The following is a 19107-nucleotide window of genomic DNA, read 5'->3' as shown; positions in this document are numbered from 1 at the left end:
AAAAATATTATCTTGAAAAACTTAATTTTTTTTCGGCAGTATGTTCTGTTATATCCGTGTTAGAAGGAGAATTGTTTGGTACGCATAGTTTGCTTGCAGATGGAAAACATTCATTTATGAAATCAATTTTTGTTTCAGTAAGATTGACAGTTGGTTTTATCTGGTCATAAAAATGATCGGTGCTTGTAGTAGTCATTCCCAATTTTTTGGCTATGCAAGTTTCTTTTTTATTGTCACTGACAAATAATATATCCTTATCTGAATCTAAAGAATTTATTACTTCAGTAATTAGACTTGTCTTTGATGATTTAAATAAGCTAGAAAAAAAACTTGAAGCTTGCGGTTCAATCATTGCTCCGTAAATATATGAGGGACACAAATAAATATTTTTGGCAATTTCAATAGGTTGATTGGGAGTAATTGCTTCAGGTAAATTTTCCGAGTAATAATTAGGACATATTTCACTGAACAAGCTTAAAATTTTTTCAGCATGTAAAGGATCAATATCGCTTATCAGATAAATTTTTTGGTCATTATTGGCGCAAACAATTAAATCATTTAATTTTTCTGTGGCGTTTCCAGCTAATTCAATACCTGATTTCCAGGAAGATCCTAATTTACTTTCAATTGTACCATCAGGCTTTCCATCACCTTTTGCCATAGCCAGTGATTTTCTAAGGTTATCGATAAACTGATCGGTATTAATTATGCCTAGTTGGTAATTAATTACATTGGGAAAGGAAAGCGTGGGAATTTTAAGCAAATATTTTTTATTTTTTTGCTCGCTTAGTCTATTTTCTGCTTCATCTCCTTTATTAAACATACGAGATAAAATCACCCTAGTAACATCGAGGGCAGAATTAGAAAAAACATTAATCAGAGGTTTAAATTCCGTTTTCATAATATCCTCATTAAATATCATTAATGAGGATAAAGAGATGATAATATGTTTTGTATTAAGCATAAAAATTTCCTTATAATATTTTGATTTTTTTTAGAAAGTAAACAACTTTCACTGACACCTTACTTTATCTAGTAAATGATAACAACAAGCGTTTACCCTTTTTTTTCTGATCAGGTAATAAAAATATTACCTGGTTGTTGATCATTAAAAACTTGTCATTGCGAGTAGAGGAAAAATTAATCGTCATTGCGAGCGCGTAGCGCGCGGCAATCTAAAAATAAATTCAAATTGTAGAAGGCCACGCTCATTCCATTCGTTCGTCATGACGATCTTAGTTTAGGCAAAAAATAGGAATGCGCATTAAACAGACAGATATTCGTCTCAAAATTTGACGTTGCGAAGTGTGTACTCGGTTAAAAATTAAGCATTTAGCATAAGTTTAGCCGATAGACTATGCTTCTTTTGCTTAGTATTAAAATGGGGCGATTCTAAACCGGGTGAGTAATATTTCTGATCGATACTCAGTTTAGAGCGCATGGTATAGCGAAGGAGGTTACTTCAGATGTCTTTATTAAAACCAGTCACATTATTCTTATTAGCGTTTTTTGCAGTGAGTCCGGTTTGGGCACAAGACAGCGATTGTTGTGCAGAGTTACGCCACGAAGTGCAAATGATTAAAGATCAGCTTAAGAGCCAACAAAACCAACAAGTTAATGCTTCTAAGGAACTGAATCAACAGCAGGTTACCACCAAAACCGGTTTTAAAGGCGTAGGCGTTTTAGTCGACGCTTTGGCTACGCAGTTCCCTAATTTACCTGCTTTGAAAACGGTTAAACAAATCTTTGATAACTTAAATAAATAAAATTTACCTCGTTGCATATCAAGATGCGATATAGCATCTTGATATGTTTCCATCTCGCGATGCAGATTTTCAAGAGATGAGAAGTCAGCGCATGGCGAGCGAATGTCTAGATTGCCGCGCACCTACGGTGCTCGCAATGACGAATAAGCACTGCGTGCTCGCAATGACGATGGTTACACTTTTTTGCATTGCGCAGCTTGAAGTTCGCGAGGTATATTCATTAGTATGATGGTTTATTGGGTATTCTGTAGGTGATTCTGTGAAGCTTGGTGCGGATGCGACGAATCTAAAACAGCAACTGGCTTTTATCAGTCAAAGTGCGGGTGTTTATTTATTTTTGAACGCCGAGCAGCAAGTATTGTATGTGGGCAAAGCGCGGCATTTAAAAAAACGTGTCAGTAGCTATTTCCGTGGTCAGCAAAGTAGTCGCGTGGCGTTGCTGATGCGACAGGTGACGGCCATTGAAACCACCGCCACAGAAACCGAAAATCAAGCTTTATTGTTAGAGAGTAATCTCATTAAACAATTGAAGCCGCGTTACAATATTTTGTTACGCGATGATAAAAGCTACCCGTATATTATTCTTAGCAAACACCAAAGTTATCCGCGTTTAGCGTTTTATCGCGGTGCACGCACAAAGGATTATCGCTATTTTGGACCGTTCCCAAGTATCCTGGCCGTCAGAGAAACTATCAATTTATTGCAGAAATTATTTAGAATTCGTTCTTGTAAAGATAGTTTTTTTCGCAATCGCACCAGGCCGTGCTTGCAATACCAAATCAAACGCTGTACCGCTCCTTGTGTCGGACTTATTACACCAGAAAATTATCAGCGGGATGTGACAAATACGGTGTTATTTTTACAAGGCAAAAATCAAACTGTTATCGATGATATCGCTGAACAAATGGAAAGGGCAGCGCAGGGATTAGATTATGAGACCGCCGCGCGTTTGCGCGATCAGATTGCCGCGCTGCGTGAGATTCAACAGCAACAAGTGATTACTACCGGCCAGGGTAATCTGGATATTATTGGCTTAGCACAACAAACGTCGCATTATGTTTTATATGTGTTGAATGTGCGCCATGGTCGATTATTAGGTGGTAAAGCCTACTTCCCTGATGTACCTGCAAAACATAAAACCGCGGAAGTATTATCGGCTTTTATCGAGCAATTTTATTTGCAAACTGAAATTTCGCATACCATTCCTGAGGAGATTGTTATTTCGTTAAAGCTACCTGAACAAGAATGGTTAAGGGCCACTTTAGTTGAGCGTTCAGGACATAAAGTTAAATTATTAAATAAACCCAGTGGTGAAAAAAAGCACTGGTTAAGCTTGGCACATGAAAATGCACGACAGGCTTTAGTAGCGCATCTTTCCGATAAATTGGCCTTTTATAAGCAACTCGAATGTTTGCAAACGGCATTGCGCTTGGATAATATGCCACAGCGCATAGAATGTTTTGATATCAGTCATACGCAAGGCGAAGCGACCGTTGCCTCGTGTGTGGTATTTGATGAGCAAGGTCCACGAAAAATGGACTATCGACGCTTTAATATTGAGGATGTTACTCCTGGCGATGACTATGCAGCAATGCGTCAAGCGTTGTTGCGCCGTTATAAGCATTTGAAAAATGAAGAAGAAAATTTACCGGATGTGTTGCTTATCGATGGTGGCAAAGGTCAACTCAAGCAAGCTGAACAAGTCCTAGAGGAGCTACAGATTAATGGTATCCTTCTCATCGGCGTAGCGAAAGGTCCGGGTCGAAAATCGGGTCTGGAAAGTTTATATTTTTCCAATCGTGCGCAGCCTATTAGCTTGCCTGCGGATTCCTTGGCATTACGAGCGATTTTAAGCATACGCGATGAAGCCCATCGTTTTGCTATTACTGGGCACCGAGGTCGACGCGCAAAAAAACGACGTACTTCAGCGCTGGAAGATATTCCTGGTATCGGTGCGAAACGGCGACGTGAATTATTACGTCAGTTTGGCGGCTTACAAGCATTACAAAACGCCAGTGCGGCTGACCTAGCCAAAGTTCCTGGTATTAGTCAACGTTTGGCCGAACAAATTTATTTAGCTTTAAAAGGCTAAACTAACCAGTTACACTAAGGTATCCATAAGAGATCGCTCGCTACTGGTATACACCCCATGGGTATCCCCAATATATTGACCTTTCTGCGCATCATTTTAATTCCCGTTTTTATTTTATTATTTTATTTACCTTTTCGTGGTAGTCACATATTAGCCGCGATCATTTTTATTTTTGCGGCGATGACAGATTGGTTAGATGGTTATTTAGCGCGAAGTTTGGGACAAGTTTCTAAATTAGGCACATTCCTTGATCCCGTTGCCGATAAATTAATTGTGGTAACGGCTTTAATATTATTGGTGGGTGATCAAGCGTTACCTTATTTAGCTGTCCCTGCTATCGTTATTATTTGTCGAGAAATTATGGTATCGGCATTGCGTGAATGGATGGCAGAGATTGGTAAACGCAAACGTATGGTAGTGAGCATGTTAGGCAAAATAAAAACCGCGATACAAATGTTAGCGATTATTTTATTATTACTTTATAAGCCAGGTGCTTGGATAGGATTTGCTTTGTCAGGTTATGTATTACTTTATCTTGCAGTAATCTTGACGTTGTGGAGTATGTGTTTATATTTAAAAGCAGCTTGGCATGATTTATCTTCTTGACAGCATTTTTCATGCAGTTACAATATCACCCGTTTTGCGGGAATAGCTCAGTTGGTAGAGCGCAACCTTGCCAAGGTTGAGGTCGCGAGTTCGAGCCTCGTTTCCCGCTCCAAGATTTTTTTATTAATTGGAAATTAACGATCAATTAGTAGAGGCTGAAGTATTTTTGCTGAGTTCGAGGCGGATGATGGTTGAGGAACGGAATGTACTGCGAGGTACATGAGTACCGGAAACCAGCATCCAACGAAGAAGTCGGTAAAAAGACGAAGCGCGAGATGTACAAATTGGCTGGGTGGCAGAGTGGTCATGCAGCGGCCTGCAAAGCCGCGTACGTCGGTTCAATTCCGGCCCTAGCCTCCAAAAAAATATGCTCATAGGCACGGAGTTTTTGGCAGGGCGGCGCAAAAATGAGCAACCGGAGTGTATTAAAGGATACATTAGGATTGCGAGTTGAGCGGCAACACAGCCAGCGACTTGAGTGTGCTATGAGTAAGAAGAATTATATGCCCGGGTGGCGAAATTGGTAGACGCAAGGGACTTAAAATCCCTCGGTGGTAACACTGTGCCGGTTCAAGTCCGGCCCCGGGCACCAAATTAAATTAATTTTACAAACTGAATTCAATATTTATTTGCACTATTAAAGAACGCCAATGACATTTCTAGTCACTGAAAAGTGTATTCGTTGTAAATATACCGATTGTGTAGAAGTATGCCCAGTTGATTGTTTTTACGAAGGGCCGAATATGTTGGTTATTCATCCTGACGAATGCATTGATTGTGGCCTGTGTGAACCAGAATGTCCGGTGAATGCCATTTATGTTGAAGATGATCTGCCGGAAAAATATAAAGAATTCTTAGCCTTGAATAAAGAGCTTGCACAAAAATGGCCGAATATCACGCACCGCAAAGATCCACCCGCCGACGCCGACGAATGGAAAGATAAGGAAGATAAATTAAAGTATCTCGAAAAATAATATATACGCTTCGCATTTGTCGCAATCCTTATTATTCTTGATTAAATACCTAACTTAAAATATAAATTTTTTATGGATAAAAATAATAGTAATGAATCCTGTCGCTCAAATGCTAATTTACAGCCCGCTCACAACAATCTATTGGAATTAGTTCAGAAAAATAAAACCATTCCCGCTTTTTTAAGTAGTTTGAGGCCTAATGAACCCAGACTGAAATGCTTAAAAAAAGCGATTCGTAAAGGAAATTTTCGAGCGAAGATCTGGAATCATCCGCATTGTAATTTATATCTGATTTATCTCGTCAACGAAAAAAAGATCCCTTTTTGGCAGGGGATTACCGCTTATGTGTATTTGATTGCGAAAATGCAATATAGCAAAACCCATGCTTTGCGCGCGGAAGATCAGGATGTCAAATTCGATTATCTGGTTAGCATTGTTCCTTTAGTCAAGGCTGGAGCCATAACCCTGTTGGGTTATCAATATTTATTAGGTGTGACGCATGCTTTAGAAAAATTACAGGTTGAGGTGAATTTTGACGAATTAGCCAAGTATGTATTAGCGTTGCCACGCATCGAGCAGTGCTTAATCAAAACGGAATATAGCCATCACCTGACGCTGCGCGAGCGTAAGCAGGATTCTAATCGTTTAGTTTGGGTGCTGATCAACAATTTGCCGTTGATACAAAAAATAAGTGCTGGCAACTTTGAAGACCCGACCACACAGTATTTAATACCTTCCTCATCGATGATCAATTATTTTTTGCGCATGATGAATAAACAACCGTTGCAGATGCGTCCGGTTTTAGGCAATCCGGGCTTAGCTACTTTATATGACTGGCATGCGCAAGATTTTCACCCCAGTTCATTATACGCGCCGCAAGTCCTATCCAATCCTAAAAACGCCGATGGTTACCGCTGTGGTCCGTTTGCCATGTGGTTACATGATATCGGACATAGTTTTTGGGGAAGTATGTTGTCAAAAGCACAGCGTGAATATATTTTTACCACGTATATTCCGGCATTGCGTTCTTTAAAGCTTATAGCCGAAAAGTTTTATGATAGCTGGAGTATAGAAGTGCTCAAAGAAGCGGAAATAAAAGCCTATGATTTTGATTTGACCGCTATTATGGATTATGCCGATGTAGAGACTCGTTTTGCTACCTATCTTGCCCATACGCTGGGTAAAAATCCGATTTATCCAAGTTGTGTCTATACGGGGGTTTATGAATTTGATGCGATAGGTCGAGCAGAAGGTGATGCGTTTTATTTTTTATTGCATTACGGGTTGTATATGTCTCAAACGCCAGATGCTTATAAAGAGGTTTATAAAACCTTAATAAGCTTTATTACTATTGGCCCAACTTATAGAGACCAACGTATGGTTATCGCACTGCAAACATTAGCCAAAAATGCGGCGACCGATCCTGATGCTTTATTTGCTGATGAACCATTTTTATGTAAGGTAGATAGATTGGACTGGCAAATGTTGTTAAATTCTAGCCGAACTAGCGAAGAACTTTGGCAAGAAATGACCAGCAATGTGGATCGGGCAGAAGAACTGTTGGAGATGATCGAGCAAGGATTGAATTTTTTTCATCCTTACTTACCGATGACGGCTATGAAAAGATTGGCACTGTTGGAGAGCTTAGAAAATCAGCTGTCTATATGCGCAAAAATTAGCAAAAATCCATTTAACAGTGCTAATATCCGGACCAAGTTTCAACCACAGCTTTTTAGTGTCCAAGAAAACGATTCAGATGTGCCTGGAACAGAATCTCATCCGTATAAATATAACTAAAGAATGAAATCCATCACTTTGCTAGCCATTGATACCTGTACCGAAGCCTGTTCGGCGGCTTTGTTGCATAAGCAACACATTCAGGAGCGTTATCAATGTGCGCCGCGCGCGCATACACAACTGATATTACCCATGATGCAGTCCTTGTTGGATGAAGCAGGGCTCAAGCTACGCGATTTAGATGCATTAGCTTTTACGCGCGGGCCGGGGAGTTTTACCGGAATACGCATTGCCGCAAGTATTATTCAAGCTAGTGCTTTTGCTGCTGATTTGCCGGTGGTGTTGGTGTCCAGTTTACAGTGCTTAGCGCAAGGTGCTTATCGGGAGTTGCAAGCACAACAGGTATTTACGGCTATTGATGCGCGTTTGCAGGAAGTCTTTTTTGCCACCTATCGACTACAAGCGGGGAGCGCTATCCTGCAAGCCTGTGGCACGGAACAGTTATGCTTACCACAACAGTGTGAAGCGAGCGGTTTAACTGATTTTGTCGGCGTGGGCAGTGGTTGGGATCAGTATCATGCCCTATTCGCCGATCAATTTAAGAATCAGTTGCAGCGATGGTTGCCACAACGTTATCCTAGGGCCTATGACGCCGCGGTGATTGCCGCGGAAGCTTATCAACGCGGTGAAATTGTCACTGCTGGCGAAGCTTTGCCGACTTATTTGAGAGAAACAGTCGCTTTACGACGAGGTTGCGATGGATAAATATTTACTCAGTATTCTAGTTTGCCCATTGTGCAAAGCCAGTTTGGTGTATGAAAAATCGGCTCAAGAGCTGATTTGTCGTTTTGATCGTTTGGCTTATCCTATTCGAGATGAGATTCCGATTATGTTAGAGTCCCAAGCGCGCAGGATATCTTTAGAAGAATATGATCGCTTGAGTTAGTGTGTCGTCATTATTGGTTACTCACGCTGTTATGCACGACTAAAGTTTGAGTTATTCTTTGCAGGAAAATAAGAATGAAAAAAGCGCTGCATCAAGTGCATGATAAATTTTTTAAGAGTTCACTGAAAGAAAAAAAGATTGCCATTGATTTTTTAAAAGCTTATTTATCCCCAAAAGTCTATGAAAAAATTGATATAAATTCCTTACAACTCACTGAAAAAAGCTTTGTTATTCCTGAATTGAAGGAAATCCATAGCGATATTATTTATAAATGCTTAATAGATGAAAAAGCAGCCTATCTATTTTTCCTGATTGAACATGAATCGACGGCTAAAGACCCGCTGATGGCTTTTCGTTTTCTCCAGTATATGGTGTCTCTCAGTTCTAATCATTTGCGACAAGGACATAAGAAATTACCCATTATTTTACCCTTATGTCTTTACCACGGTGAGGAAACACCTTATCCGCATTCTAATGAGTTATATGGCTGTTTCGATGATCCTGAATTAGCCAGGGAATTGGCCTTTAAGCCTTTTAAGTTGATCGATCTGACGATATTGTCGGACGAAGAAATTTCTCAGCATGGTTTGGCTGCTTTATTGGAAATGCTCTTCAAGCATCACCGATCTAAGCAATTTTTATCGATTATGCGAAAATTAATTCAATCAAATTTGCTGCAGAATGTTATTAAACAGTTGGATATAGCCTATTTGACGGATATGCTAAACTACATCCTGAATGCCAGTCAGGATGAGACCGAGCCGCATGCGGTTGAAGATTTGATATACGAGTTAATACAGGTTTTTCCACAGGAAAGAGAGGTGATTATGACATTTGCACAGCAACTAAAACAAGAAGGTCGGCAAGAAGGTTTACAGGAGAAAGAGATAATGATTGCTAAGAAGATGCTGGATAAGGGCTTAGATATCGCCTTTATTAAGGAACTCATCGATATATCTGAGCAGGAATGGGCAGATTTAGAAAATGCATAGGTGAAGATTAAATACATTAATAGCAGATGAAGGTTAACGCAGCATGACAGATGATTTGCAACAGATTATTCAGCGAGCGGCGCAGTCGATTGCCGAAACCAAGCGTTCATTTGATTTAGAACAATTACGTAGCGCGCTATTAGGTAAAAAAAGCGCATTAAATGACTATCTAAAAAAATTAGCTCAAGCGCCCGCTACAGAAAAACCAAAATTAGGACAAGCGGTTAATCACGCAAAGCAGCAAATTGAAGCCTTGCTGAAGGCGCAAGGCGAATTATTAATCAATCAGGAAATCAATGCGCAATTGGCCCATGAAAAAGTAGATATCACCTTGGCCGGTCGCGGTCAGACTAATGGTAGTTTGCATCCGGTAACGCGTACACGGCAGCGTATTGAGCGTTTTTTTACGGCTGCGGGTTTTACTGTGGAGCAAGGTCCTGAAATCGAGGATGAATATTATAATTTTGAGGCATTGAATATTCCCAGCAATCATCCAGCACGTGCTTTACATGACACTTTTTATTTTGCCAATGGCTTACTCTTGCGTACGCATACATCACCGGCGCAAATACGCGCCATGCAAAACGCTAAGCCACCCATAAAGATGATTGCACCGGGTCGTGTGTATCGTTGCGATTCTGACGTCACACATACACCGATGTTTCATCAAGTTGAAGGGTTGTTAATCGATGAATCGGCTAATTTTTCTGAGCTCAAAGGTTTATTAACGCAATTTTTGCAGCATTTTTTCGAAAAAAATGATCTAGCGATTCGTTTTCGTGCGGCTTATTTTCCGTTTACTGAGCCTTCGGCTGAAGTCGATATTCAATGTGTAATGTGCAAGGGCGCAGGCTGTCGCGTTTGCAGTCAAACCGGATGGTTAGAAATATTGGGTTGTGGCATGGTGCATCCGAATGTATTAGAAAAAGTGGGTTTAGCACCGGATAAATATCAAGGCTATGCGTTTGGGATGGGTATCGATCGATTAGCTTTATTACGTTATCGAATTCCCGATCTGCGTTTGATGTTTGAAAATGATTGTCGTTTTTTAGAGCAATTTTAATATGAAATTGAGTGAACAATGGTTACGTACGTGGGTTAATCCCAACTTAAATGTTAAACAGTTAGCTGAGCAACTGACTTTGGCAGGCTTAGAAGTAGCTGGAGTACATCCCGTTGCGGGATCGTTTGATAAAGTCGTCGTTGGCGAAGTGTTAAGTGCAGCACCACATCCTGATGCATCACGTTTACAGGTGTGTGCAGTGAATGTTGGCGCTGAGCAAAGCTTAACGATCGTATGTGGTGCGAAAAATTGTCGAGCTGGCTTAAAAGTGGCCGTTGCACAAGTCGGCGCGCATTTACCGCAGGATATATTGATTAAAGAAGCCAAGCTACGCGGTGTTGTTTCACAAGGTATGTTATGTTCCAGCAGTGAGTTAGGTTTTGCTGAAGCTACACAAGATAGCGGGATCTTGGAATTACCTTTAGATGCCCCGATCGGTAAAGACATACGTGAGTATTTACAATTAGATGATCATTGTCTGGATATACATCTGACACCGAATCGTGGTGATTGTTTGAGCGTCCAAGGTTTAGCACGGGATATTGCCGCAATAACGCAACAGACTATGATGCACCCATCGATGGTGAGTCAGCCTGCCGTTATACAAGACCAAATTAAAATTAACGTCGAGTCCGCCGAAGATTGTCCGCATTATGCCGGACGAATTATACGTAATATTAATACGCAAGCCAAAACACCGTTATGGATGCAAGAGCGTTTACGTCGTAGTGGTGTGCGCAGTATTCATCCAGTGGTGGATGTGACGAATTATGTGATGTTAGAAGTAGGCCAACCTTTGCATGCCTTTGATCTTAAACAGTTAACAGATGAAGTGAACGTACGTCTTGCGCATCCTGAAGAGTCAGTTACTTTATTAGATGGTAAAAACATTGTTTTAGACGGAAACACTTTGGTGATTGCCGATAAAAACCAAGTGCAAGCGATTGCGGGCGTGATGGGAGCGGCACATTCAGCGGTTAGTGACGAAACCCAAGACGTATTTTTGGAAAGTGCTTATTTTAGTCCAGCGCGTCTCGCTGGACGTGCTCGCCAATATGGATTAAGTAGCGATTCGGCCTATCGCTTTGAACGTGGTGTGGATCCAGCAATTACTGTCTCGGCTTTGGAGCGGGCAACACAATTATTGTTTGAGATAGTGGGTGGTCAAGTGGGGCCGATAACGCACGTGCAAGCAGCGACCAAACCCTTAGCCAGCATAAAATTTCGTCCGGCGCATTTAAAAAAATTTTTAGGTTTTTCTTTAGATGAAGAAAAAATAGCGACTATTTTTGCGAGCTTAGGCATACATGTGCAGCATAAAGCTACAGAAGAGTGGCAGGTAACACCACCGACTTGGCGTTTTGATCTCTCATTAGCAGTGGATCTTATCGAAGAGTTAGCGCGGATACAGGGTTATCAACATATTCCAGTGAAACTGCCGAATACTCCCTTAACGTTTTTACCACAACCAGAAACACAATTGTCGTTAACACGACTGCAAGACTTACTCATAGCCCGAGGTTATCGCGAAACCATCAATTATAGTTTTACCGCACCTAAGCTACAGCAAAGCATCGTTCCTCATTTAGAAGCATTAAGCTTGTTAAATCCCATATCCAGCGAACTTTCGGTAATGCGAACCAGTTTGTGGCCGGGATTACTAAATAGTCTGCGTTATAACCAACAACGACAGCAGTTGAGTTGTCGTTTATTTGAAAGCGGTGTGTGTTTTCATAATCATAGTGGAAAACTTGAACAACAAGAATATTTGGCTGCGGTCGCCAGCGGAGAGTGTTTACCTGAGCAATGGGGTGTTGCTAGCACACCCTTAGATTTTTTTAGCATGAAATCTGATTTGGAAGCGTTACTAAGTTTAACGGCTAAAAACGATATTCAGTTTGTGCCAGGAACCCATCCTGCTTTACACCCCGGTCAGTCAAGTGACTTGCAACAGGCGGGCAAAATCATTGGTTATTTTGGCGCTTTACATCCTAAAATCATTACCGAGTTAGATTTAATTGGCCCCATTTATTGTTTTGAACTAAAAACTTCTGCGATTAGCCAAAGACATTTGCCGCAATTTAAAGCTTATTCCAAATTTCCCATGGTACGACGGGATATTTCTTTTTGGGTAGATGATAAATATCCTGCATCAACTATTTTACAGGCAGTGAAGCATGAAAGCGGTGAATGTTTACATCAATCCTTTTTATTTGATGTGTATTTTGCCGAGCAAGAACCACAAAAACGCAGTTTAGCTTTAGCCTTATGCTGGCAGCATCCGACACGTACGTTGGTTGATGTCGAAGTGGATGAGTTAATGCAAAAAGTAACCGCGCATCTTAAACAGAGTTTTGCTATTCAAATACGGGAATAGAGTATTATGAGTCCAGTGTTAACCAAAGCTGATTTGATTAACAGCTTAAGACAACAAGATCCCAGTCTCAGCCGGCCTTTAGCCACACAACTGGCAGATGCTTTTTTCGCAGAGATTGTATTAGCTTTGGAAAGAGGGGAGCCAGTAAAGATTTCTGGTTTAGGAAGTTTTCGACGGCGTAGAAAAAAGGAACGACCGGGTCGAAATCCAAAAACCGGCGTAACCACGATCGTGACGTCGCGGAATGTCGTATTGTTTCAAGCCAGTCAAAAATTAAAATTGCAATTAAAGCACCAAAAAAGTTAATTTTTAACTACTCTCGTCATTGCGAGCGCATAGCGCGCGGCAATCCAAGAAATCTAAACGGTGGAAGTCATGCTCACTTCGTGAGTCTCGCCATGACGGTGATTTTTTATACTCGGTGTTGGTCGGGGCGACTGGATTTGAACCAGCGACCACCTACACCCCATGCAGGTGCGCTACCAGGCTGCGCTACGCCCCGAAGAGCGCACATTGTAATGTCCTGATAATAAACACGCAACTACCAATTCATCCTGTAATTGAATTGTTAGACCGAGCGAGTGGCTGGATTGCCGCGCACCTGCGGTGCTCGCAATGACGAGCAATATTTTACCGGTGCTCGGTAAGCGGACGATCTATATTCTAACTCGAAATCTATATTATATGCGATCGCAATGACGAGTAAATCAAATCTTACCTGTTTTATTACCTAGGGTTGGCTGTCTATCTTTGTTTGCTTAGTGTAGGATATATTTACCTAAAATCAGGAGATAGGATATGGCAATTTATGAAAATATCTTAGTAGCAATAGATTTGCACCCTACCTGTGACGAAATTATCTTGAAGCGTGCTCACGCTTTAGTCAAAGACGGGCAGGGTAAATTATCGGTCATTCATGCCGTGGAACATATTAATGCTTACGGTGTTGCACAAGCGTATCCTGCTGTCATCGATTTAGAAGGCGAGATGCTGGCCGAAGCGCAAAAACAATTAGCCGATTTGTCGAAAAAATTTGATATCCCAGCCAAACATCAATTTGTTGAAGTCGGATCGCCTAAGGTGGTGATACTCGATAAAATGAAGCAATTAAAAACGGATCTCATTATCATTGGTAGTCATGGTCGACATGGCATCGGTGTATTGTTTGGTTCCACTGCCAGCGCTGTGATCCATCATCTATCTTGTGATGCCTTGGTAGTGAAAATTCCTGAGCTGAAAAACTAATAAATTAATTCCGGACTTAAATTTCGAGCATGAGAGTTTTGCGTATCAGCGCCAGAAAAGCTTTTGTGCTTATCTTGGATTTAAGGATTAAAGCTTAGCTTGTTTTGTTTTGAGTCTTCCGAAATAGTACAGTTGGATAGTTGATAAAAAAGAAAGGATCGGAGGCTTTTTTGTTTCAGTTCTTCATCGGCTAATTTTTTCACCTGTTGTAAATATTCTTCCGGTACTTTACCCAACAAATGCGCAACGTGTTGTTTATTAGGAGAAAATCTTGCATTTTTTATCGCCTCAACAATACATCCGATGTAAACTTTACTGGTTACTATTTCTTCGATTGAATATTTTTTTTGCAGCAAATCAAACAAAAAATCAAATGTGCTGACATTAAACTCATATAAGCAAAATTCTTGAGGATTATGCAATGGGAAAACTTCAGTAAACTCTTGTTTTGTCGTAAGATATTGTGTGAGTTTAGTTAATACTTTTGTATTTCCAGCAAAACAATTTTGTAGCATAGCATTACGCGTAAAATCTTTTAAAATATTACGTATGGATTTGAGATTTTTTTCAGCAGGAAGTTGTTTTAAAACTAATTTAACAGTATCTAAATTACCACTGCTACACGCTTCAACTAATGGGTAATGATCGCTGGTTATTGCAAATAAATTAGGTGCTTTAGTAGAATTTTTAGCTAAGGCTATGACCCAATAAATGCTATCTATATGACCACTTTTACAAGCATGACGAATAAGATCTAAATAATTTTCGGGATTTTGCTCTAAATACTGTGACAAAGCTTTTTTATCTTCAGCAGAGCTTATTAAGCATTGTTGAATAACATTAATTTCTCCTCTATTTATTGCATTAGCTACACCACTATATAATAGAGAAACCTGATCGTCGGCGAGCGGGAAATTAGCTTTAGCTAATTTCCATAACGGAATTAAATTTTTAATATCTCCGGCGTAAATTGTATTGAATAAAACCGCTTTAATATGCCGCGAATTCGTTATGTCTCTTTCTTCTATGCTAAATTCTGGTTTGTTTTTCAGTAGTAACCAATGTTTTGTGATCATGCGCTCAAGCTCTGTATGTGTGTGTGCTCGTGCTAGCCAATAGGCGTGAAGATAAGCTTGGTATTCTTCCCAGAATGCTTCTTTGAGCGGCTTATTGTTATATTCGGGAACATTGGTATGTTTGGCAATTGATTGCTGCTGGGCTTTAATTTCTTTTAACACTTCATCTGCTTTTTCTGCTTGGTTATGGGCACATAAAAAACTGTAAGTATTAGGATAGAGCGATAAAAGTTTTTTAGCCTGATTTTTTATAGGATCGCCAAGCTTAGGAGGTATGTTGTTAAATGAAAGAATGTTATCTGATATTTTAATTAAGTCCGCTATTTTTGTAGGTAAGTTATCATATTTACTTACTAATTCTAATAAATAATAAGGTGATTGTTGGAGTAACGTTTCAAGTAAGCGCAAGTCAGGCATAAAATTTCCTTTTTTTATATTTAATTTAACATACATTTATAAAGAATAAAAATTTCTTATTTTTTAAAAATAATTAGCATCAATCAATAGTCAATTCTGGCTGTTAATTCTTTAAGATACAGATTAAACTATTTATTTTGCATAATCGCGCTTTTTTGGGTTTTCTGAATTTTCTTGATCCGCATTTAGGGTTTGAGGATGCGCAAATAAAGTTAATCCAGCCAGACTAGATATAGACTTGGGTATGTTAAGGTTACCCGTTTCTTTATTGTTTGAGCTCGTGCTTCCCGATGCTTCTCCAAAAGAATTATCAGCAAAGAAAGCAGTTTGCAATCGCGATCGATACTCGCAAGGTTCCGCTTGCGATTCAACGGTTTCTGTTTGTGTTGTGTGTTGTGGGTCCTCATTGCGCATTTTCGCAAGCAATTGCTTAGCTATTTTAGGTATTTGCATATCTTGAAATGCGTATTCTTCTATACAATAATTTAGCTGTTCGGAATTAGCAGTTTTTAACCCATCAAACTGTTTTTTGTTACGCATAGCATTTAAAAAAGGCTCAATGTCTTCAATATTGTAGTAGGGTAGTTCCGCTAAGTTTGATAACGCAACGGTGTGAGTTTTAACCATCTCACTGGCAATAAATGCTGCTAATCGAGGATAAGCAGTTACCGCTCTCGAATAAGCAACAAGATTAGGTGTGTTAACCAATTCATTTTCTGTTTTTGCTTCAATCGTAAAGTGGGTTATTTTTTCTTCTCGTGAGCTTAGCGCATTTTTACGTATAACGAGTTTATCAATATGTTGTTCAAACGTTTCATCGTTCAGCGTCTTGATGTCCGCATAAAGTTGGTAGATGCGTTTGCTAATGCTTTTCATTAAGCTGGGATCGATTTCGATTCTATCTTCGCCTAGACCAAAATATTTATCTTTGGTCCCACGGGCTTCGAGCGACCATCCAGCTTTATTGTTACGTGTTTCTCCGGATATTCCGAAATAACAAGTCATTTTTTCGCGTTGGTGTGAATCTATATCCTGTGAAATTGATTTACTCGCAATAAAATGGCCGATATCTTCGTCTTGGTTAGCAATGCCCACCAGACGATAACTTAAATGGCCGGGCTTAGGTTCGCCGGTTTTTCGACTCACGCGCATAAATTCTTTTTGCTCTTCAGCTAGAAAGTATTTGGTATTGGGATCGGATGGGTACTGGTTTATGGACTGTATGTTTTTGATGCCTATTTTTAGCGCTTCTTTATCCTGGATATCATTAATAAAAATATTCCCTTTCCCTTCATGGCCAACCGCTGATTTTAAAACTATTTTATTTATCCCTTTAGCACTAAAATAATTAAAAATATCTTCTGCTAATGCTTCAGTCGCCGTTTTTGACGGCAGAATTCGATATTCGGGTGAGACTTCATCAGGTAAATACAGTCGTTGATAAACTTTATTATTTAAGTTATCAATCTCGATTTCAAAAGAACCTGTATGGATATGCTTATAATGTTTACCTTGACTAATTTTAACAAATTCAGCGGTTGAAATTCGCTCAGAATTTTTTATTAATATGCGGTGCAGTGGTTGATCGGCAATTACGTTAGTTTTATTTCCCTGTATGTCGATAGCAATATTCGCATCAGGAAACGCCTTTTTGAAGGCGTTTTTATAACTCCATTCCGAGCTTCCGCCGAGATTGGAGCTTAGAAGAGGCTGACACTCAAACACAAGTAGTTCACTGTAATTTCCATCTTTTCCTTTATCAATACTTGCATCGATTACATAGGCATAACAGTTATCTTGCATAACTTACTCCTTAATCGCGGTTAGAAAAATACTACTATGTTAAATAATTATTCTTAACAAACTATTAAGAAAGCGAAGAATTGAACTATATTTAGAGAAAGCTTTTATAGACTATATTCAGCAAATCACGATAATGAATTAATTTTTTTACCAAGCTAGAGTCGAGTTAAAAAAAGACATGTCGGTTGGAAATTTGTTTATCTTAAATTTTTGAGCTACAGTAAGGGGGTATTACTGTCAAATGAGCCAAAAATAAGACGTTTAGTGTGTTACGTGAGTTTCACTTGCTTAAATAAAGGAGTATTTATGTTCAAAAGTCCGAGCGTTTTAGATTGGATTGCACTCGTCATCTTATTTATCGGTGGTTTGAACTGGGGTTTAGTCGGTTTATTCCATTTTGATTTAGTTACTGGAATCTTTGGAGATTACAGTCCAATTGCTAGAATTATTTATATTATCATTGGTTTATGTGCTATTTATGTACTGGTACGTGCAATAAGTTGTTGCAAAAAGAATATTTCAGTACCTTAAATTCTGCTCAGCTTATCAAAATACCTCCCGTCTCGTACGGGGGGATACTATTTTTTTAATAAAAATCCTCTAAAATTTAACCGAAAATGCCAGGAATTGTATGAACACGTGCTTATGTCGTGGTTTTTTGGGGTTTCATAAAGTTTATCCCATAACCAATAAATATATTATTCGCCGATACTAAAATGTAAATCGTCATTGCGAACACCGTAGGTGCGTGGCAATCTAAACATGTGTTCGGTATGGCCGGTTAAAGTTTGTCTGCTCAAAGTCCTATTCCACCAGAGTAGCACTTAATTCGACCTTTTCTATTTTTTCAAAGCGTGAGGTGATTTTATCCGCCGACGTTTTAGCGTCTTGAATATCGGTATAGGCTTGCTGAATATGGCGGAATAACTGATCCATGCGTACTTTGAACCGTGAAAAATCCTTGGCTAAGACACTTAAATGTTCCTGTATCAAATGAATCTGTTCGCGCGTCGCGGCATCCTTTAAAATAGCGTTAGTAGTTGTGAGCACGGCCATCATCGTCGTCGGCGAGACCAACCACACACGCTGGCGCTGCGCTTCTTCAACGAGGTCATAATAATGGGCATGAATTTCGGCAAAAATGGCTTCAGCGGGAATAAATAATAAAGCACCTTCAGACGTTTCACCGGGAATAATATATTTGCTGGCCACCGCTTGAATATGATGGCGGATATCTTGGCGAAATTGTGCCGCGGCTGCGCGTTGTTCACTTTTTGGCAAATCGATTTCGGTTAATTTTCGAAAGCCTTCTAAGGGAAATTTAGCATCGATGGCGATGCTGCCAGTGGGTGCGGGGAGCAATAACAGACAATCCACACGTTTGCCGTTACTCAAGGTGTGTTGCAAACTGTAATTTTTGGCGGGCAAGACATTTTCGATCAAGGCATTGAGTTGTACTTCACCAAAAACACCGCGCGAGCGTTTGTCAGCAAGAATATGTTGTAGATTGACTACATTTGTGGAAAGTTCGGTGATGCGTTTTTGTGCTTCATCTATCAATGCGAGTCGTTTTACTACATCAGTAAACGTGGCGGTAGTTTGTGCAAAGCCGTCAAATAAACGTTTTTCGACTTGACCGCTAATGGCAAGTAATTTTTCTTGTGTATTTTCGGTTAATTTATCCATACGTGAACTGATATGTTGCAAACCCTGCTGCAAACTATCTTGTAACAGTTTTAAACTATTAAGTTGATGTTGATCAAATTGTTGTCGATAGGTATTGAGTTCGAGTAATAGTTGTTCTTTATTCGCGGCAGTATGTCGTTGATCGAGAACGCGTGCATCATGCAGTTGATTCAATAAACGATTGATATCTGTCCAACGGCTTTCCATTTGGATCAATTTGTCATGTTGACGTTCTAATTTATAAAAATGCAACAGCGTAAAAGCGATTAAGCTGGTAAGCAGTGCTAAAGTGATATATATAAAATAGAGGGGCATAAAATTTTTCCT

At 39.7% G+C, this 19107-nt stretch carries 17 protein-coding genes and 4 tRNA genes; 16 read left to right on the top strand and 5 right to left on the bottom strand.

Annotation, left to right across the window (positions count from 1 at the left end; all coding sequences use genetic code 11):
• Positions 1-7: 7 nt before the first annotated feature.
• Positions 8-964 (bottom strand): hypothetical protein, encoded by a 957-nt coding sequence (locus AAHF87_RS01675; RefSeq protein ID WP_342146566.1) that lies wholly within the window; start codon positions 962-964, stop codon positions 8-10.
• Between the two features lie 502 nt (positions 965-1466).
• On the opposite strand from AAHF87_RS01675, the gene AAHF87_RS01670 reads away from it, so the two are divergent.
• From AAHF87_RS01670 to AAHF87_RS01605, 14 genes are all read left to right on the top strand, one after another.
• Positions 1467-1766 (top strand): hypothetical protein, encoded by a 300-nt coding sequence (locus tag AAHF87_RS01670; protein ID WP_342146565.1) that lies wholly within the window; start codon positions 1467-1469, stop codon positions 1764-1766.
• A gap of 259 nt (positions 1767-2025) precedes the next feature.
• Complete coding sequence (gene uvrC, locus AAHF87_RS01665) at positions 2026-3858, top strand: excinuclease ABC subunit UvrC (RefSeq protein WP_342146564.1); 1833 nt, start codon at positions 2026-2028, stop codon at positions 3856-3858.
• A gap of 57 nt (positions 3859-3915) precedes the next feature.
• Positions 3916-4464 (top strand): CDP-diacylglycerol--glycerol-3-phosphate 3-phosphatidyltransferase, encoded by a 549-nt coding sequence (gene pgsA / locus AAHF87_RS01660; protein WP_342146562.1) that lies wholly within the window; start codon positions 3916-3918, stop codon positions 4462-4464.
• A 36-nt stretch (positions 4465-4500) separates the two neighbouring features.
• Positions 4501-4576: transfer RNA gene (locus AAHF87_RS01655), tRNA-Gly, on the top strand.
• A gap of 174 nt (positions 4577-4750) precedes the next feature.
• Positions 4751-4824: transfer RNA gene (locus tag AAHF87_RS01650), tRNA-Cys, on the top strand.
• 145 nt (positions 4825-4969) lie between these two features.
• Positions 4970-5056: transfer RNA gene (locus AAHF87_RS01645), tRNA-Leu, on the top strand.
• Positions 5057-5114: 58 nt separating this feature from the next.
• Complete coding sequence (gene fdxA, locus AAHF87_RS01640; RefSeq protein ID WP_342146560.1) at positions 5115-5438, top strand: ferredoxin FdxA; 324 nt, start codon at positions 5115-5117, stop codon at positions 5436-5438.
• Between the two features lie 72 nt (positions 5439-5510).
• On the top strand, positions 5511-7235 hold the full coding sequence (locus tag AAHF87_RS01635; protein WP_342146558.1) for a hypothetical protein: 1725 nt from the start codon (positions 5511-5513) through the stop codon (positions 7233-7235).
• A 3-nt stretch (positions 7236-7238) separates the two neighbouring features.
• Positions 7239-7940 carry a tRNA (adenosine(37)-N6)-threonylcarbamoyltransferase complex dimerization subunit type 1 TsaB gene (tsaB, locus tag AAHF87_RS01630; protein ID WP_342146557.1) on the top strand — a complete coding sequence of 234 codons (702 nt, stop codon included), beginning with the start codon at positions 7239-7241 and terminating at the stop codon, positions 7938-7940.
• Positions 7933-8121 carry a Trm112 family protein gene (locus AAHF87_RS01625; RefSeq protein WP_342146556.1) on the top strand — a complete coding sequence of 63 codons (189 nt, stop codon included), beginning with the start codon at positions 7933-7935 and terminating at the stop codon, positions 8119-8121. The genes tsaB and AAHF87_RS01625 overlap by 8 nt, the downstream gene beginning before the upstream one ends.
• Before the next feature lie 74 nt (positions 8122-8195).
• Positions 8196-9113 carry an Rpn family recombination-promoting nuclease/putative transposase gene (locus AAHF87_RS01620; RefSeq protein ID WP_342146555.1) on the top strand — a complete coding sequence of 306 codons (918 nt, stop codon included), beginning with the start codon at positions 8196-8198 and terminating at the stop codon, positions 9111-9113.
• A gap of 43 nt (positions 9114-9156) precedes the next feature.
• Positions 9157-10176 carry a phenylalanine--tRNA ligase subunit alpha gene (gene pheS / locus AAHF87_RS01615; RefSeq protein ID WP_342146554.1) on the top strand — a complete coding sequence of 340 codons (1020 nt, stop codon included), beginning with the start codon at positions 9157-9159 and terminating at the stop codon, positions 10174-10176.
• Between the two features lies 1 nt (position 10177).
• Positions 10178-12553, top strand: coding sequence for a phenylalanine--tRNA ligase subunit beta (gene pheT / locus AAHF87_RS01610; RefSeq protein ID WP_342146552.1), 2376 nt, complete (start codon positions 10178-10180; stop codon positions 12551-12553).
• Between the two features lie 6 nt (positions 12554-12559).
• A complete protein-coding gene (locus AAHF87_RS01605) occupies positions 12560-12859 on the top strand; it encodes an integration host factor subunit alpha (RefSeq protein ID WP_342146550.1) in 300 nt (99 codons plus the stop codon).
• 119 nt (positions 12860-12978) lie between these two features.
• On the opposite strand, the gene AAHF87_RS01600 is transcribed toward AAHF87_RS01605, so the two are convergent.
• A tRNA-Pro gene (locus AAHF87_RS01600) sits at positions 12979-13055 on the bottom strand.
• A 296-nt stretch (positions 13056-13351) separates the two neighbouring features.
• Between AAHF87_RS01600 and AAHF87_RS01595 the strand changes: the two genes are divergently transcribed.
• Positions 13352-13798 carry a universal stress protein gene (locus AAHF87_RS01595; RefSeq protein WP_342146548.1) on the top strand — a complete coding sequence of 149 codons (447 nt, stop codon included), beginning with the start codon at positions 13352-13354 and terminating at the stop codon, positions 13796-13798.
• Positions 13799-13878: 80 nt separating this feature from the next.
• Here AAHF87_RS01595 and AAHF87_RS01590 read toward each other — a convergent pair whose 3' ends face one another.
• Both AAHF87_RS01590 and AAHF87_RS01585 read right to left on the bottom strand, forming a co-directional pair.
• Positions 13879-15291: a hypothetical protein gene (locus AAHF87_RS01590; protein ID WP_342146546.1), complete on the bottom strand. Its 1413-nt coding sequence runs from the start codon at positions 15289-15291 to the stop codon at positions 13879-13881.
• Between the two features lie 132 nt (positions 15292-15423).
• Entirely contained in the window at positions 15424-17094 is a 1671-nt protein-coding gene (locus AAHF87_RS01585; RefSeq protein ID WP_342146545.1) for a hypothetical protein, read from the bottom strand.
• A 306-nt stretch (positions 17095-17400) separates the two neighbouring features.
• On the opposite strand from AAHF87_RS01585, the gene AAHF87_RS01580 reads away from it, so the two are divergent.
• Positions 17401-17625, top strand: a complete 225-nt coding sequence (locus AAHF87_RS01580) for a DUF378 domain-containing protein (protein ID WP_342146543.1) — start codon at positions 17401-17403, stop codon at positions 17623-17625.
• Between the two features lie 273 nt (positions 17626-17898).
• Here AAHF87_RS01580 and AAHF87_RS01575 read toward each other — a convergent pair whose 3' ends face one another.
• Positions 17899-19095 carry a DNA recombination protein RmuC gene (locus tag AAHF87_RS01575; protein ID WP_342146541.1) on the bottom strand — a complete coding sequence of 399 codons (1197 nt, stop codon included), beginning with the start codon at positions 19093-19095 and terminating at the stop codon, positions 17899-17901.
• Positions 19096-19107 lie beyond the last annotated feature (12 nt).

The organism is Rickettsiella endosymbiont of Aleochara curtula, from assembly GCF_964030935.1.
Classification (GTDB): Bacteria; Pseudomonadota; Gammaproteobacteria; order Diplorickettsiales; family Diplorickettsiaceae; genus Aquirickettsiella.
Note: the sequence above shows the minus strand (reverse complement) of the source record. Positions and strands in the feature narration are given on the sequence as shown.

Bases quoted from the DNA above. Each gene is read 5' to 3' on its own strand.
- AAHF87_RS01675 (WP_342146566.1), bottom strand. From the start codon at position 964: ATGCTTAATACAAAACATATTATCATCTCTTTATCCTCATTAATGATA.
- AAHF87_RS01670 (WP_342146565.1), top strand. From the start codon at position 1,467: ATGTCTTTATTAAAACCAGTCACATTATTCTTATTAGCGTTTTTTGCA.
- pgsA (WP_342146562.1), top strand. From the start codon at position 3,916: ATGGGTATCCCCAATATATTGACCTTTCTGCGCATCATTTTAATTCCC.
- fdxA (WP_342146560.1), top strand. From the start codon at position 5,115: ATGACATTTCTAGTCACTGAAAAGTGTATTCGTTGTAAATATACCGAT.
- AAHF87_RS01635 (WP_342146558.1), top strand. From the start codon at position 5,511: ATGGATAAAAATAATAGTAATGAATCCTGTCGCTCAAATGCTAATTTA.
- tsaB (WP_342146557.1), top strand. From the start codon at position 7,239: ATGAAATCCATCACTTTGCTAGCCATTGATACCTGTACCGAAGCCTGT.
- AAHF87_RS01625 (WP_342146556.1), top strand. From the start codon at position 7,933: ATGGATAAATATTTACTCAGTATTCTAGTTTGCCCATTGTGCAAAGCC.
- AAHF87_RS01620 (WP_342146555.1), top strand. From the start codon at position 8,196: ATGAAAAAAGCGCTGCATCAAGTGCATGATAAATTTTTTAAGAGTTCA.
- pheS (WP_342146554.1), top strand. From the start codon at position 9,157: ATGACAGATGATTTGCAACAGATTATTCAGCGAGCGGCGCAGTCGATT.
- pheT (WP_342146552.1), top strand. From the start codon at position 10,178: ATGAAATTGAGTGAACAATGGTTACGTACGTGGGTTAATCCCAACTTA.
- AAHF87_RS01605 (WP_342146550.1), top strand. From the start codon at position 12,560: ATGAGTCCAGTGTTAACCAAAGCTGATTTGATTAACAGCTTAAGACAA.
- AAHF87_RS01595 (WP_342146548.1), top strand. From the start codon at position 13,352: ATGGCAATTTATGAAAATATCTTAGTAGCAATAGATTTGCACCCTACC.
- AAHF87_RS01590 (WP_342146546.1), bottom strand. From the start codon at position 15,291: ATGCCTGACTTGCGCTTACTTGAAACGTTACTCCAACAATCACCTTAT.
- AAHF87_RS01585 (WP_342146545.1), bottom strand. From the start codon at position 17,094: ATGCAAGATAACTGTTATGCCTATGTAATCGATGCAAGTATTGATAAA.
- AAHF87_RS01580 (WP_342146543.1), top strand. From the start codon at position 17,401: ATGTTCAAAAGTCCGAGCGTTTTAGATTGGATTGCACTCGTCATCTTA.
- AAHF87_RS01575 (WP_342146541.1), bottom strand. From the start codon at position 19,095: ATGCCCCTCTATTTTATATATATCACTTTAGCACTGCTTACCAGCTTA.